Source organism: Streptomyces sp. NPDC048734, assembly GCF_043198675.1.
In the GTDB taxonomy this organism is placed as follows: Bacteria; Actinomycetota; Actinomycetes; order Streptomycetales; family Streptomycetaceae; genus Streptomyces.
Window position 1 is genome coordinate 100936 of sequence record NZ_JBICUZ010000013.1, and the last position, 16750, is coordinate 117685.

A 16750-nucleotide genomic window follows, 5' to 3' on the forward strand; every position below is an offset into this window, starting at 1 on the left:
CCGATTTGGAGAAACAATGATCCCGTTGTCGTTCGCGCAGCGTCGACTGTGGTTCGTGGACAGGTTCGAGGGCCCTTCGGCGACCTACAACGGCGCCTTCGCCCTGCGGCTGACCGGTGAACTGGACGTGGGCGCGATGCAGTCGGCGCTCCGCGATGTCATCGACAGGCACGAGGTCCTCCGCACGGTGATCGTCGAGGGCGACGACGGCGTTCCGTACCAGCAGGTGCTGCCGTCCGGCCTGAAGCCGTTCGACCTGCCGGTCGTCGAGGTCACGGAGGAGGAGCGGGCGGCGGCGGTCGAGCAGGTGGCCACCGAGACCTTCGACCTGGCCGCCGACGTGCCGATCCGCGCCAGGCTGGTGCGGTGCGGACCGCGCGAGCACACCCTGGTGCTGGTGGCCCACCACACCGCCGTGGACGGGGAGTCCTTCGGACCGCTGTTCCGCGATCTCACCACCGCCTACGCGGCCCGCGGAGAGGGCCGGGCCCCGGCGTGGGAGCCGCTCCCGGTGCAGTACGCGGACTACACGCTGTGGCAGCGGGACCTGCTCGGTGACGAGTCCGATCCGCACAGCCTGGCGGCCGGGCAACTGGAGTACTGGCGGCAGGCCCTGGCCGATCTGGCACAGCCGCTGGCCGTGCCCACCGACCGCCCGCGCCCCAAGACGGTGAGCCAGCACGGTGACGCGGTCCGGTTCTCGATCGACCCCGACCTGCTCCGGTCCGTGGAGAAGCTGGCCGCGCAGGCGGACACCACGGTCTCGATGGTCATGCACTCCGCGCTGGCGGTCCTCCTGCACCAGCTCGGCTGCGGTGACGACGTGCCCATCGGCGCACCGATCGCGGGGCGCACCGACGAGGAACTGCGGGACCTCGTCGGGTTCTTCGTCAACACCTGGGTGCTGCGCGTCGACCTCTCCGGGAACCCGACCTTCAGCGGGCTGCTCCAGCGGGTGCGGGAGCGGTCCCTCGCCGCGTACGACAACCAGGACATGCCGTTCGAGCGGTTGGTGGAGCTGCTCAACCCGGACCGGTCCACCGCCTACCACCCGTTCTTCCAGGTGATGCTCTCCTGGCAGCCGCCCGTGCCGGACCTGGAACTCCCCGGCCTCGACGTCCGGGCCGAGCGGCTCGAGACGGGAACGGCCAAGTTCGACCTGTTCTTCGACATGCTCCCGAACGCCTCGGGCGGCGCGCAGTGCCGCCTGGAGTACGTCGCCGACCTGTTCGACAGGGACACCGCCGAGGCCATCGCGAACCGGTTCGTCCGCGTACTGGGCCGGCTCGCGGCCGACCCGGAGCGCAGGGTCGGCGGCGTCGACGTGCTCGACGCGGCCGAGCGGGACCGGTTGCTGACCCGGTTCAACGACACCGCCACGACGGCGTCCGAGCTGACGGTCCCGCAGCTGTTCGAAGAGCAGGTGGCCAGGACGCCGGACGCCCCGGCGATCGTGTGCGACGACCGGACGCTGACCTACCGCGAGCTCGACGACCGGGCGAACGGCGTCGCGTGGGAGCTGATCCGGCGCGGTGCCGGGCCGGAGGACCTGGTGGTGCTGGCGCTGCCGCGCACCGAGGACCTGGTGGCCGGCCTGCTCGGCATCCTCAAGTCCGGTGCCGGCTACCTGCCGATGGACCCGCAGTACCTCGGCGGGCGGGCGCAGAGCGTGCTGTCCGAGGCGGCTCCGCGGTTCGCGGTCACCGACACCGAAACGTGGCAGGACCTGCCGCAGGACGGCATCTCGGCCGTCAACCTCGACCACCGCGGGGAGTGGGAGTCGCCCGAGGGGGCGCCGGACGACGCGGGCCGGATCTCGCCGTTGGGTCCGGACAACCTCGCGTACGTCATGTACACCTCCGGCTCCACGGGCAAGCCGAAGGGTGCGGCGATCACCCACCGCAACGTCGTCAACGGGGTGCGGGAGCTGGTGCGCGTGCTGGACGCGCCGCCCGGGTGGCGGATGCTGGCCGGCACTTCGGTGAACTTCGACGTCTCCGTCTTCGAGCTGCTGTCCACCCTGTCCACCGGCGGCACGGCCGAGGTGGTGCCGAACGCGCTGGCGCTCGGCGAGCGGGACGGCTGGGACGGTCACGTGATCAGCGTGGTTCCCTCGGTGCTCGGGGAACTGGTGGGCCACCTGGAGAAGACGACCGACGTGCGCACGGTCGTGTTCGCGGGCGACGTGCTCCCGGCCGCACTGGTGCGGCAGGTGCGCGAGGCCCTGCCCGGCGTGCAGGTCGTCAACTCCTACGGGCAGAGCGAGAGCTTCTACGCCACCACGTTCTCCCTCGCGGCGTCCGAGGAATGGCCGGAGAACGACGTCGCGCCCATCGGCACCCCGCTGGGGAACATGCGCGCCTACGTCCTCGGCCCGGGCCTCGCCCCGGTGCCGCAGGGCGTGGTCGGCGAGCTGTACGTGGTCGGGACCTGCCTCGGCCGCGGCTACCACGACCGTCCGGCCCTGACCGCCGAGCGCTATGTGGCGAACCCGTTCGGCCCCGCGGGCGAGCGGATGTACCGCACGGGCGACCTGGCCCGCTGGAACGCGCGCGGTCAGCTGGAGTGCCTCGGCAGGGCCGACGGCCAGGTGAAGGTGCGCGGCTTCCGCATCGAGACCGCCGAGGTCGAAGCGGCGTGCCTGCAGCACCCCGGAATCAGCCAGGCGGTGGTGATCAGCCGGGAGACGCCCGCGGGCGGGCGGCGGCTCGTCGCGTACGTGGTGCACACCGGTGACGGGGCCGCCGGTGACGACGGCGCCGGCGGCATCGGCGACGTGGACGTGCTGGCCGGCGCCTCGGCCGCCGAGCTGCGCAAGTTCGTCGCCGCACGGCTGCCCGACTACATGGTGCCGTCGGCCTTCGTGGCCCTCGGCCGGCTGCCGCTCGGGCCGACCGGCAAGCTGGACCGCGCGGCGCTGCCCGAACCGGAGTTCCTGGGCGAGGTCTACCGGGAGCCGCGCACCGAGGCCGAGACGATCATCACCGCGGCGTACGCGGACGTGCTCGGGGTGGACCGGGTCGGTGTCGACGACGACTTCTTCGCGGTGGGCGGGGACAGCCTGCGGTCGATCCAGGTGGTCGCCCGGGCCCGGGCCCGGGGCCTGGACCTCACCACGCGGGAGATCTTCGAGTGCCGCACGGCGGCCCGGCTGGCCGAGGCGGCCGCCACCCGCCGGGACCGGGGGCCCGCGCTCGCGGAGGACGAGGGCGGCGGCGTCGGCCCGATGCCGCTGCAGCCGGTGGCGCGGCAGGTGTTCGAGCACGGCGGCGGGACGGACCGGTTCGCCATGTCGATGGTGCTGGAGCTGCCCCCGGGCATCGACACGAGCGGCCTCGCCGCCACGCTGGACGCCGTGCTCGACCGGCACGACCTGCTGCGCGCGCGGCTGGTGCGCGGCGACGACCTCCGTCTCGTCGTGCCCGCGGCCGGCACCGTGCGCGCGGCGGACCTGATCCGCCGTGTCCCCTGCGACGGCCGGTGGGACGAGCCGTCCTCGCTGGAGGCGGCGAAGGCGGAGCTGGACGACGCGGTCGGGCGACTCGACCCGGAGGCCGGGACCATGGCGGACTTCGTCTGGTTCGCCGCGGAGACGGGCGCGGGCCGGCTGCTGGTGGTGCTGCACCACCTGGTGGTGGACGGCGTCTCCTGGCGGATCCTCATGTCGGACTTCGCCGAGGCGTGGCAGCAGGTCCGCTCCGGCCGGGCGCCCGAGCTGCCCGCGGTCGGAACGTCGGCCCGCCGCTGGGCGTCGGCGCTGGAGGACGAGGCGCTCTCCCCGGAGCGGGAAGCGGAACTGGCGTACTGGCGGGACCTGCTCGAGGCGCCGGACCCCCCGCTGGGCACGCGGGCGTTCGACCCGGCGGTGGACGTGTGGTCCACGGTCGACACCGTGCGGGTGGAGCTGCCCGCGGAGGTCACCGAGGCGGTGCTGACCAGGCTTCCCGCGGCGTTCAGGGGCACCGGGAACGACGTGCTGCTCGCCGCCCTCGCCCTGGCGGTGAACCGGTGGCGCGGTGCGGACCGCCCGACCCTGGTCCGGCTGGAGGGGCACGGCCGTGAGGAGGACGTGGTTCCCGGGGCCGACCTCTCCCGGACCGTCGGGTGGTTCACCAGCATGTACCCGGCCCGGGTCGACGTGGGCGCGGTGGACCTGGCCGACGTGCTGGCGGGCGGCCCCGCGGCCGGCGAGGCGATCAAGCTGGTCAAGGAGCAGCTGCGCGGGGTCCCGGACAAGGGCGTCGGCTACGGACTGCTGCGCTACCTGAACCCGGAGACCGCCCCGCAGCTCGCCGAGTACCCGGTGCCGCAGATCGGGTTCAACTACCTCGGCCGGATCTCCGGCGCCGACGTGCCCGAGCACCTGCGCGCGGACGGCTGGGGACCGGCGTCCTGGTCCGCCGGGCTGATCCCGGCGCCCGACCCCGACCTGCCCGCGCTGTCCGCGCTGGAGGTCAACTCGGTCGCCACGGACACCGCCGACGGCCCCCGGCTGCAGACCGCCTTCATGTTCCCCACCGGGGTGCTGTCCCGGGAGCGCACCGCCGAACTGGCCGAGCTGTGGGTCGAGGTGCTGCACGGCATGGCCGCGTACGCCGCCCGCCCCGGGATCGGCGGGCTCACGCCCTCGGACGCTTCGCTGGTCCCGGTGCGGCAGGACGAGATCGAGGCCTGGGAGTCGCGCTACGGCCGGCTGGCCGAGGTGTGGCCGCAGGCTCCCGGGCAGTCCGGGATCCAGTTCCAGGCCGCGATGGCCGACGGCGCCTTCGACGTCTACCACATGCAGTTCGTGCTGCACCTGTCCGGGCACGTGGACCCGGCGCGCATGCGGTCGGCAGGGCAGGCGCTGCTCGACCGGTATCCGAACCTGCGCTCCGCGTTCCTCACCGGAGCCGGCGGCGATCCGGTGCAGGTCGTGCCGGAACACGTCACCCTGCCGTGGCGGCACGTCGAGCTGCCCGGTCGGGGCGAGGCCGAGCAGGACGCGGCGCTCGACAGGGTCCTCGCCGAGGACCGGGCCGACCGGCTCGACCCCACCCGGCCGCCGTTGCTCCGCCTGGCCCTGATCACCTGCGGGCCGCAGCGGGCGAAGCTCGTCATCACGGCGCACCACACCCTGTTCGACGGCTGGTCGTCCACGATGGTGATCACGGATCTGATCCGGCTGTACGCCGGGACCCACGAGCTCGCCCCGGTCCGGAACTACGGCGACTACCTGACCTGGCTGTCCACGCGGGACCGGGAGGAGTCGGCCGCCCGGTGGGCCGCCGAACTCGCCGGGTTCGACCAGCCGACCCTCGTGGTCCCGAACGCACCCCTGCAGGAGGAGTCGGCCGCCCTCGGGCGGGTCGAGGTACCGCTGTCCATCGACAAGGGGCGTGAACTCGCCCGGCGCGCCGCGGAACTCGGCGTCACGCAGAACACGCTCCTGCAGGGTGCGTGGGCGATCCTGCTCTCGAAGCTGACCGGGCAGCAGGACGTGGTGCTCGGCGCCGCCGTCAACGGCCGGCCGGCGGACCTGCCCGGCTCGGACGAGATGGTCGGCCTGTTCATCAACACCTTGCCGACCAGGGTCTTCTGCCGACCCGACCACAGCGTGGGCGACGTCGTCACCGAGCTGCAGGACCGGCAGACCGAGCTGATCGACCACCACTACTACGGGCTCGCCGACATCCAGCGCGGCGTCGGGCTGCCCGCCCTGTTCGACACGATCGTCGTGTTCGAGAACTACCCGGTCGACCGCGAGGGCATCGTCGACGCGAACCTCGCGGCGGGGCTCGCGATCGACGCCATCCGGCCGTTCGCGGGCTCGCACTACGCCCTCACGCTCAACGCCTCCGACCCCTACCTGCGGCTCTCCCTCGACTACCGCAAGAACCTCTACGGACGCGACGCGGCCGAGGGGATCGCCGCCCGGCTCGTCCGGGTGCTGGAGCAGCTGATCGAGGACCCGACGGTGCCGGTCGGCGCCGTCGAGGTGCTGGGCGCGCAGGAGCGGGACCGGCTGGTGCGCGGGGTCAACGACACCGCCCACCAGGTGGTCGCGGACACCCTGCCGGGCGTGTTCGAGGCTCAGGCGGAGCGCCACCCCGAGCGCGTCGCGCTGATCGGTGAGCAGGAGACGCTGACCTACCGGGAGTTCAACCGGCGTGCCAACCGGCTGGCGCACTGGCTGATCGAGCGGGGCGCGGGCCCCGAGCGGCTGGTCGCGGTGCGTGTTCCGCGTTCCGTGGATCTGCTGGTGGCGGTCTACGCGGTGGTCAAGGCGGGTGCGGCGTACCTGCCGGTCGACCCCGACCTGCCCGAGGACCGGGTGCGGCAGGTGCTGGACGGCGCCGAGCCGCTGCTGGTGCTCGACGAGGTGCTTCCGGACGTGTCCGGGTACCCGGCGGAGAACCCGGAGCGAACGCTGTCCCCGGACAACGCCGCGTACGTCATCTACACCTCCGGTTCCACCGGTGGTCCCAAGGGCGTCCAGGTGTCGCACCGGTCGATCATGAACCGGTTGGCGTGGGGCCTGGCGCACTTCGGCGTCACCGCCGAGGACCGGGTGCTGCTCAGCACGTCGGCGAGTTTCGACGTGTCGGTGCCGGAGCTGTTCGCCCCCCTGCAGGTCGGTGCGGCCGTGGTGATCGCGCGTCCGGACGGGCGCCGGGATCCCGCCTACCTGGCGGAGCTGATCCGGCGGGAGGGGGTGACCGGCGCGGACTTCGTCCCCTCCCTGCTGGAGGCGTTCGTCGCCGAGCCCTCGGCGAAGGAGTGCACCGGCCTGCGCTGGATCGAGGTCGCGGGTGAGGCGTTCCCGGCCGCGCTGGCGAACCGGGTCGTCGATCTGCTGCCGGGCTGCGGTGTGCACAACCTCTACGGGCCCACCGAGGCGTCGGTGGAGGTCACGGCGTGGCAGCACGTGCCGGGCGCGGACCGGGTGCCGATCGGCACGCCGGTGTGGAACACCCAGGTGTACGTGCTGGACGCGGCCCTGCGTCCGGTCGCGCCCGGCGTCGCCGGCGAGCTGTACCTGGCCGGCACCGGGCTCGCCAGGGGCTACCTCGGGCGGCCGGACCTGACCGCGAACCGGTTCGTCGCCTGCCCCTACGGTGCGCCGGGAACCCGGATGTACCGCACCGGGGACCTGGTGCGGTGGAACGAGGACGGCCAGGTCGAGTACATCGGCCGCACCGACTTCCAGGTCAAGATCCGCGGCTTCCGCATCGAGCTGAGCGAGGTGGAGTCGGCGCTGACCGCGCACCCGGACGTCGAGGGCGCGGTGGTCGTGGTGCGCGAGGAGGGCGCCGGTGACCAGCGACTGGTCGCGTACGTGGTGCCGGGCAGCGGCAAGGCGGACCCGTCCGACCTGGACGTCAGGGCCCTGACGGAGCTGGCCCGGGAGACGCTGCCGGAGTACATGGTCCCGTCGGCGATCGTGCCGCTCGCCGAGTTCCCCCTGAACACGAGCGGGAAGCTCGACCGCAAGGCGCTCCCCGCGCCCGACCGCACCGAGGCCGCGGTCGGGCGGGGGCCGCGCGACCACAACGAGGAAGTGCTCTGCCGGATGTTCGCCGAGCTGCTCGGCGTGGAGGAGGTCGGCATCGACGTCGACTTCTTCGAACACGGCGGGCACTCGCTGCTGGCCACCCGGCTGATCGGCCGCATACGCGGCGAGCTCAACGTGGACGTGAAGGTCACGTCGGTGTTCCGCAATCCGACCGTCGCCCAGCTCGCGGAGCAGATCGGGAAGCTGGCCACGTCGAAACGTCCCCAGCTGCGACAGATGACCGTACAGGAGAAGCGTCGATGATCCCGTTGTCCTTTGCCCAGCTCCGGATGTGGTTCCTCCACCGGCTGGAAGGTCCGTCCGCGACCTACAACGTCCCGTTCGTGCTGCGCCTGGAGGGGGAGCTGGACACGGCTGTCCTGGCCGCGGCGGTGACGGACGTCACGACCCGGCACGAGAGCCTGCGCACCCTGGTCGCCGAGGACGCGGACGGCACGCCGGAGCAGCGGATCCTGCCTCCGGAGGAGGCGGTCCACCCCTTCCGGGTGGTCGACGTGGCCGCGGACGCGGTGGACGCCGCGGTGCACGAGGCCGCGTGCGAGGTGTTCCTCCTGGACACGGAGCTTCCCCTGCGGACGACCGTGCTCCGGATCGCTCCGCAGGAGCACGTCCTGGTGTTCGTGTTCCACCACATAGCCGCGGACGGGGCGTCGATGGCGCCGTTCCTGCGGGACCTGATGACGGCGTACACGGCTCGCCATCAGGGGAGAGCGCCGCAGTGGACGCCGCTCGCGGTGCAGTACAAGGACTACACGCTGTGGCAGCGGCAGCTGCTGGGGGACGAGGCCGACCCGGAGAGCGTCGCCGCGGCGCAGATCGCCTACTGGCAGGAGGAGCTGGCCGCGGTACCGCAGCCGCTGCAACTGCCGCTGGACAGGCCCCGGCCGACGGTGGCCGGCTACCGCGGCGGCGACGTCTCCTTCGAGCTGGCACCCGAGCTGCTGTCCGGGTTGCAGAAGCTGGCCGCGGACCGCGGTGCCACGGCACCGATGGTGGCCCAGGCCGCGCTGGCGGTGCTGCTGCACAAGCTGGGCGCCGGGGAGGACGTGACGATCGGCTGCCCGATGGAGGGGCGCGCCGACGAGCAGCTCGACGACCTGATCGGGTTCTTCGTCAACACCTGGGTGCTGCGCGCCGACCTGTCGGGGAACCCGTCGTTCGGCGATCTGCTGGAGCGGGTGCGGGACCGGGCCCTCGCCGCGTACGACAACCAGGACGTGCCGTTCGAGCGGCTGGTGGAGCTGCTCAACCCCGACCGCTCCACCGCGTACCAGCCGCTGTTCCAGACCGCGCTGGGCTGGCAGTTCGTGTGGCCGGAGATCGAGATGCCGGGCCTGCGGGCCGCCCTCGTCCCGGCGAGCACCGGCACCGCGAAGTTCGACCTGTTCTTCAACATCGTCCCGAACGCGTCCGGGGGCGCGCACGGGCTGCTGGAGTACGCGACGGACCTGTTCGACCACAGCACGGCCGTCCACATCGTCGACCGGTTCGTGCGCATCCTGGAGCAGGTGCTCGAGGACCAGACGCTGCCGATCGGTGCCGTCGAGGTGCTGTCGGCGCAGGAGCGGGACCGGTTGCTGCGGGAGGTCAACGACACGGCGGTGGCGGTGCCGGACCGCACCGTCGACGTGCTCTTCGCCGAGCGGGCCGCCGCGACGCCGGACGCGGTGGCGGTGGTCTGCGGGGACACGGCGTTGACGTACCGGGAGGTGGAGGAGCGCGCGAACCGGCTGGCGCGGGTGCTGGTCGAGCGGGGCGTGGAGCCGGAGTCGCTGGTCGCGGTGGCGGTGTCCCGCTCGGCGGAGTGGGTGACGGCGATCCTCGCGGTGCTGAAGGCGGGCGGCGCCTACCTGCCGGTGGACCCCGCCTATCCGGCGGAGCGCGTGGCGTTCATGGTGGCGGACTCCGGGGCGCTGCTGGTGATCGGGGACACGGTCTCGGCCGGGCAGCTGCCGGAGCTGTCCGCGCCCGTGATGCGCCTGGACGATCCGGAGGTGGCCGCGGCGCTGGCCGGTGCCGGCCCCGGCCCCGTGACCGACGCGGACCGGCGCGGCCCGGTGGCGGTGGCGAACACGGCGTACGTGATCTACACCTCGGGTTCCACCGGGACCCCGAAGGGGGTGGCGGTCACGCACGCGGGGGTGGCCGGCATGGTCGCCTCGCAGGTGGAGCGGCTGGAGGTGACGCCGGCCAGCCGGGTGCTGCAGTTCGCCTCGCCGAGCTTCGACGCCTCGGTGTGGGAGTCGTTCATGGCGCTGCTGACCGGGGCGAGGCTGGTGCTGGCCGGCACGGACGAGCTGGCCGCGGGCGAACCGCTGGCCGAGACGATCGCCGCGCACGGGGTGACGCACGCGACGTTGCCGCCGGCGGTGCTGGCGGCGGTGCCGGCGGGGTCGTTGCCGAGCGTGGAGTCGTTGGTGGTCGCGGGTGAGGCGACCTCGCCGGAGCTGGTGGCCCAGTGGTCGGCCGGGCGTCGGATGATCAACGCCTACGGCCCGACGGAGACCACGGTGTGCGCCACCATGAGCACGGCGCTGGCGGGCGACGGCCGCACCCCGCCGATCGGGCGGCCGATCGCCAACGCCCAGGTGTACGTGCTGGACGCGGCGCTGCGTCCGGTCGCGCCCGGCGTCGCCGGCGAGCTGTACCTGGCCGGTGCCGGGCTGGCGCGGGGTTACCTCGGGCGGCCGGACCTGACCGCGAACCGGTTCGTCGCCTGCCCCCACGGTGCGCCGGGAACCCGGATGTACCGCACCGGGGACCTGGCGCGGTGGAACCGGGACGGACAGCTCGACTACCTCGGCCGCACCGACTTCCAGATCAAGGTCCGGGGTTTCCGGATCGAGCTGGGTGAGATCGAGCACGCGCTGGCGGGGCATCCCGGTGTGGCGCAGGCGGCGGTCGTGGTGCGTGAGAACCAGCAGGGCGACAAGCACCTCGTGGGGTACGTGGTGCCCGAGCCGGATGCCGCGGTGACCGATGCCGACGCCCAGGTGGACGACTGGCGCCACCTCTACGACGACAGTTACGCCGTTTCCGGCGACGAGGCGCTGGGCGAGGACTTCCGGGGCTGGAACTCCAGTTACACCGGCGAGCCGATCCCGCGTGAGCAGATGCTGGAGTGGCAGGACGCGGCGGTGGCACAGGTGCTGCGGTTCGCGCCGCGGCGGGTGCTGGAGATCGGTGTGGGTTCCGGTCTGCTGCTGGGGAAGATCGTCGGCGAGGTCGAGGAGTACTGGGGCACCGACATCTCGGCCACGGTGGTGGAGCGGGTCCGGGCGCAGGTCGAACAGGCCGGACACGGCGACCGGGTCCGGCTGAGCGCCCAGCCGGCCGACGACGTGTCCGGACTGCCCCGCGGCCGGTTCGACACCGTGGTGCTCAACTCGGTGGCGCAGTACTTCCCGAACGCCGAGTACCTGGACCAGGTGCTGCGCCAGGTGATGGAACTCCTCGTGCCGGACGGCCGCGTCATCGTCGGTGACGTCCGCAACGCCACGACGCGCCGCCTCATGCAGACCGCGGTGCAGCGTGCGGCACACCCCCACGCCTCGCCCGAGGAGACGCGGACGCTGGTGAAGAGGGAGCTGCTGGCCGAGCGGGAACTGGTCGTCGCCCCGGAGTGGTTCACCCGGTGGGCGCAGGAGGCCTCCGTCGCGGTCGACATCCGGCTGAAGCCCGGGCAGGCGCACAACGAGCTGACCCGGCACCGCTACGAGGCCGTCCTGCACAAGCAGCCGGCCGGCGCACTCGACCTGGCCGGCGTGCCGTCGGTGCCGTGGGGCGGACAGCCGGCCGGCCTGGCAGGCCTGGGCCGCCACGCGGACCGGGCGGGCGGCCCGGTGCGGGTGACGGGGATACCCAACGCGCGTCTGGCCGAGGAGGTCGCCATGACCGTGGCGGCGGGTCTCCTGGACCCGGCGTCCCCGCCCGGTGAACCGGTCGACCCGCAGGAACTGCTCCGGTGGGCACACGAGCACGGCCTGGACGCGGTCCTCACCTGGTCGGGCGAGGACGCGCGCTGCTTCGACGCGGTGCTGCTGCCCGGCCGGCAGAGCGGACAGCGGAAGGTCTCGGGCGCGTTCCTCCCCAGTGGTGCGGGCGGGCAGGTCCTGACGAACACCCCCGCGCTGGGCAGGTCGGTCGGTGCGCTGCTCGGCGAGCTGCCCGAGTACCTGCGCGGGCGGCTGCCCGACTACATGGTCCCTCCCGCGCTCGTGCCGCTCTCGGAGCTGCCGCTGACGTCGAACGGGAAACTGAACCACCGGGCGCTGCCCTCGCCGGACTACGCGCAGGTGTCGACCGGCCGGGCACCGCGCGGCCGGCACGAGGAGACCCTCAGCGCGCTGTTCGCCGAAGTACTCGGTGTGGAGAGGGTCGGCGTCGACAACGACTTCTTCACCAGCGGCGGGGACAGCATCCGCTCCATCCAGGTCGTCGCACGGGCCAGGGCACGCGGCATAGAGGTCAGCACGCGGGAGATCTTCGAGCACCGCACGGTCGCCCGGCTCGCGGAACTGGTCGAAGGCCGCGAGGAGGAACGCCCCACCCTGGCGGAACTGCCGGGTGGCGGCGTGGGATGGGCTCCGCTGCTGCCGACGGCGAAGCACGTGCTCGCGCTCGGCGGTGGCATCGGCCGGCTGTGCATGTCCGGAATGCTGACCCTGCCCGGGGACATCGACCGTGCGGGGCTGGTGGGGACGGTGCAGGCCGTGCTGGACCGGCACGACGTGCTGCGTTCCCGGCTCGACCGGGCGCGGCCGGGCCTGTGGACGGAGCCGCCCGGCGCCGTCGACGCCGGCGCGCTGCTGCGGGAGGTCCCCCACGACGGCGCCGATGTGAGAGCCGAGCTGGACGCGGCCGTGGGCCGGCTGGACCCGGACGCGGGCGTCATGGCGCAGTTCGTGTGGTTCACCTCCTCCGGCACGGACGCGGGCCGGTTGCTGATCGTGCTGCACCACCTGGTCGTCGACGGGGTGTCGTGGCGGATCCTCGTACCGGACCTGGTCTCGGCCTGGCAGCGGGTCCGGGACGGCCGCACCCCGGAACCGGCGGGGCAGGGCACCTCGTTGCGCCGGTGGGCGCACGCCCTGGTCGACGAGGCGGCCGAGCCGGAGCGGGTGGCCGAACTGCCCGTGTGGCGGCGGATCCTGCGCGGGGACGAGCCGGTACTCGGAGCACGGGAGCTGGACCCGGCGCGGGACGTCGCCGCCACCGTGGACACGGTGCGCGTCCAGGTGCCGGCGGACGTCACCGAGGCCGTGCTGAACACGCTGCCCGCGGTCTTCCGGGGCGGCGTCGACGACGGGCTGCTGGCCGCTCTGGCGCTGGCGCTGGCCCACTGGCGCCGGACGCGGGGCGTGCCCGCCTCCTCGGCGCTGGTCCGGATGGAGGGGCACGGCCGGGAGGAGCAGGTGGTGCCCGGCGCGGACCTGTCGCGCACGCTCGGGTGGTTCACCGCGATGTACCCGGTGCGGCTGGACCTGGCCGGCGTCGACGTGGCGGACGCGTTCGCCGGCGGTCCGGCCGCGGGCCGGGCGGTCAAGGCGGTCAAGGAGCAGCTGCGGGAGGTTCCGGGCAGCGGTGTCGGCTTCGGCCTGCTGCGCCACCTCAACCCGGAGACCGCCGCCGTGCTGGCCGCGGACCGGGAACCGCAGATCGGGTTCAACTACCTCGGCCGGACCTCCACCGCGGACATCCCCGAGGAGCTGCGCGGCCTGGGCTGGGCACCCGACACCGCACACCGGGACCTGATCGCCGCACCCGACGCGGACATGCCGGTGCTGTCGGCGCTGGAGATCAACGCGGTGGCCAACCGGACCCCCGACGGCGACGAACTGCTGACCGCCTACTTCGGCTTCCCGACCGGTGTGCTCTCCTCCGAGGAGGTGACCGAGCTGGCCGGCCTGTGGGTGCGGGCGCTGACCGCCCTGGCCCGGTTCGCCGAGACACCCGAGGCCGGCGGCATGACCCCCTCGGACGCGCCCCTGGTCGACGTGGGCCAGGAGGAGATCGACACCTGGGAGGCCCGGTTCGGCCACCTGGCCGAGGTGTGGCCGGTGACCCCGACGCAGTCCGGGATCCTCTTCCACTCGATGCTGGCCGATTCCCCGTTCGACCCCTACCTCGTGCAGCTGGCGTTCCACCTGTCCGGTGAGGCCGACCCGGAGCGGATGCGCCGGGCCGGGCAGGCGCTGCTGGAGCGCCACGCCGGCCTCCGCGCGGCGTTCGTCGACCTGGCCGACGGCGATGTCGTGCAGGTGGTGCCGGCGCGGGGGGTGACCCTGCCGTGGCGGTACCTCGACCTGAGCGGGTGCGGCGAGGCGGAGCGGACCGAGGCGCTCGAGCGGTTCCTCGCCGAGGACCGGGCCACCCGCTTCGACGCGGACACCCCGCCGCTGATGCGGCTGGCGCTCGTCGTCCTGGAGCCCGGCCGGGCCGAACTCGTGATGACCGTCCACCACGTGCTGGCCGACGGCTGGTCCACGCCCGTGCTGATGCGGGACCTGCTCCTGCTCTACGCGTCCCACGGCGACGGCGCCGGCCTGCCCGGCACGCGGAGCTACGGCGAGTTCCTGGCCTGGCGCGCACGCCAGGACCAGGACGAGGCGGCACGGGCGTGGGCGGCCGAGCTCGACGGGGTCGAGGAGCCGACCCTGCTCGCTCCGGGAGCCACGGGCGGCGACGGCCTCGACCAGATCGAGGTCGCCCTCCCGCCCGAGGTGTCCGACGAACTCGACCGGCGCGCCTGCGAGTGGGGCGTCACCGTCAACACCCTGGTCCAGAGCGCCTGGGCACTGCTGCTCGGTCAGCTCACGGGCCGTCAGGACCTGGTGTTCGGCGCCACCGTGTCCGGGCGCCCGCCCGCGGTGACGGGCGTCGAGTCGATGGTCGGGATGTTCATCAACACCCTGCCCGTACGCGTGGAGTACGCGCCCGGCGACACTCTCGCCGAGGTCGTCACCCGGCTTCAGCGGCGGCAGGCCGCCCTTCTGGAGCACCACCACCACAGCCTCACGCAGATCCAGCGGTCCACAGGTCTGCAGACCCTCTTCGACACGCTCGTCGTCTTCGAGTCGTACCCGGTCGACGAGGAGGGCATCGGCGCCGCCGCCGAGGCCGCGGACGGGATCACCTTCACCGGCATGCGCCCGTCCAACGGCACCCACTACCCGCTGGCCCTGATGGCGGCGGCCGAGCCGCACCTGCAGTTCCTCCTCCAGTACGCGCCCGGTGTCTTCGGCCGGGACACGGTGGAGGCGTACGCGGCCCGCTTCGTGCGCGTCCTGGAACAGCTGGCGGCCACCCCCGACCTCAGGGTCGCGCAGCTCGACGTCCTGGAACCGGCCGAACGCGACCGGCTCCTCGTCGAGTTCAACGACACGGCCGTCCCGACCCCGGACGTCACGATCACCGCTCTCGTCGAGGCACAGGCGGCGCGGACCCCGGACGAGGCCGCCGTGGTCGCCGGGGGCGAGTCGCTCACGTACCGCGAGGTGACCTCCCGGGCGGACCGCCTGGCGCGCGAACTGACCGGCCGTGGCGTGGACCCGGAGTCGGTGGTCGCGGTCTCGCTGCCGCGGTCGGCGGACCTGGTGGTCGCCCTGCTCGCGGTCCTGAAGGCGGGCGGCGCGTATCTGCCGGTCGACCCCCGGTACCCCGGCCACCGCCTCGCGGCCATCTTCGAGGAGGCGCGGCCGTGCCTCGTCCTGACGGACTCCGCGACGGTCGGGGTGCTGCCGGAGCACGACGCCCCGGACGTCCTCCTCGACGCGCTCGACCTGTCCGGGGAGGCCACCGGCCCCGGCATCCCGCTCCACGCCCAGCAGTTGGCGTACGTGATGTACACCTCCGGCTCCACGGGCAAGCCCAAGGGCGTCGCCATCACCCACGGGTGCGTGGTCAACGGCGTCCTGCGGCTCGCCTCCCGCGTGGGCATGGAGCCGGGCAAGCGGCTCCTGGCGGGCACGTCGGTCAACTTCGACGTCTCGGCGTTCGAGATCTTCACGACCCTCGCCACCGGCGGCGTCGTCGAGGTCGTCCAGGACGTCCTGGCGCTGGGCGACCGGAAGGGCTGGAGCGGCAGCGTCATCTCCACCGTGCCGTCCGTCTTCGCCGAACTCGTCGACGAGATCTCCGGCCGCACCGGCGTGGAGACGGTCGTCTTCGCCGGCGAGGCCCTGCCCTCCGCGCTCGTCGACAGGACACGGGACGCCTTCCCTGGCGTGCGGATCGTCAACGCCTACGGGCAGAGCGAGTCGTTCTACGCCACCGCCTTCACCGTCGACGGCGACACGCGGGGCCGGACGGGCAGCGCGCCCGTGGGCACCCCGCTCGGCAACATGCGGACCTACGTCCTCGGCCCCGGCCTGGCTCCGGTGCCGCCGGGCGCGGTCGGCGAACTGTACGTCGGCGGGACCGTGGGCCGCGGCTACCACGGCCGCGCCGCACTGACCGCCGAGCGCTTCGTCGCCGACCCGTTCGGCCCGTCCGGCACCCGCATGTACCGCACCGGTGACCTGGCCCGCGTCAACGCCGAGGACCTGCTGGAGTACGTGGGCCGCGGCGACGCGCAGGTCAAGGTGCGAGGCTTCCGCATCGAGCCCGCCGAGGTCGAGGCCGCGCTCACCGCGCACCCCGGCGTCGCACAGGCCGTCGTCGTCGCCCGCGACGGGCGCGGCGGCGGCACCGGCAGGCAACTGGTCGCCTACGTCGTGCCCGCCGTCACCGGCGACGGCACGACGGCCGACGGCCCCCGCGGACCGGAGACGAAGGAGCTGCGCGCCTTCGTCTCGGAACGGCTGCCGGACTTCATGGTGCCGTCGGCCCTCGTGGTCCTCGACCGGCTGCCGCTCGCCCCGAACGGCAAGCTGGACCGGGCCGCGCTGCCCGAGCCGGAGTACGCCGGCGCCGCCTACCGGGCACCCCGCACCCCCCGCGAGAAGACCCTGACCGAGCTGTTCGCCGAGGTGCTCGGCGTGGACCGGGTCGGCATCGACGACGGCTTCTTCGAGCTCGGCGGGCACTCCCTGCTCGCCACCCGGCTGATCAGCCGCGCCCGCGCCGAGATGGGGATAGAGATCCCCATCCGCAAGATCTTCGACCTGCCGACGCCGGCCGCGCTCGCCGAGTGGGCGCAGGAGTCCGCCGCTCCCCGCCGCCCCGGCTTGCGCAAGATGTTCGTAGAGGAGTGAA

Annotated in this window: 2 protein-coding genes; both read left to right on the plus strand. The window is 73.4% G+C overall.

What is annotated here, in order from left to right; translation table 11 throughout:
- The first annotated feature begins 16 nt into the window (after positions 1–16).
- Positions 17–7798 (plus strand): amino acid adenylation domain-containing protein, encoded by a 7782-nt coding sequence (locus ACGFQC_RS28745; protein ID WP_363090120.1) that lies wholly within the window; start codon positions 17–19, stop codon positions 7796–7798.
- Positions 7795–16749: an amino acid adenylation domain-containing protein gene (locus ACGFQC_RS28750; protein WP_363090119.1), complete on the plus strand. Its 8955-nt coding sequence runs from the start codon at positions 7795–7797 to the stop codon at positions 16747–16749. The genes ACGFQC_RS28745 and ACGFQC_RS28750 overlap by 4 nt, the downstream gene beginning before the upstream one ends.
- The last annotated feature ends 1 nt before the right edge of the window (position 16750 follow it).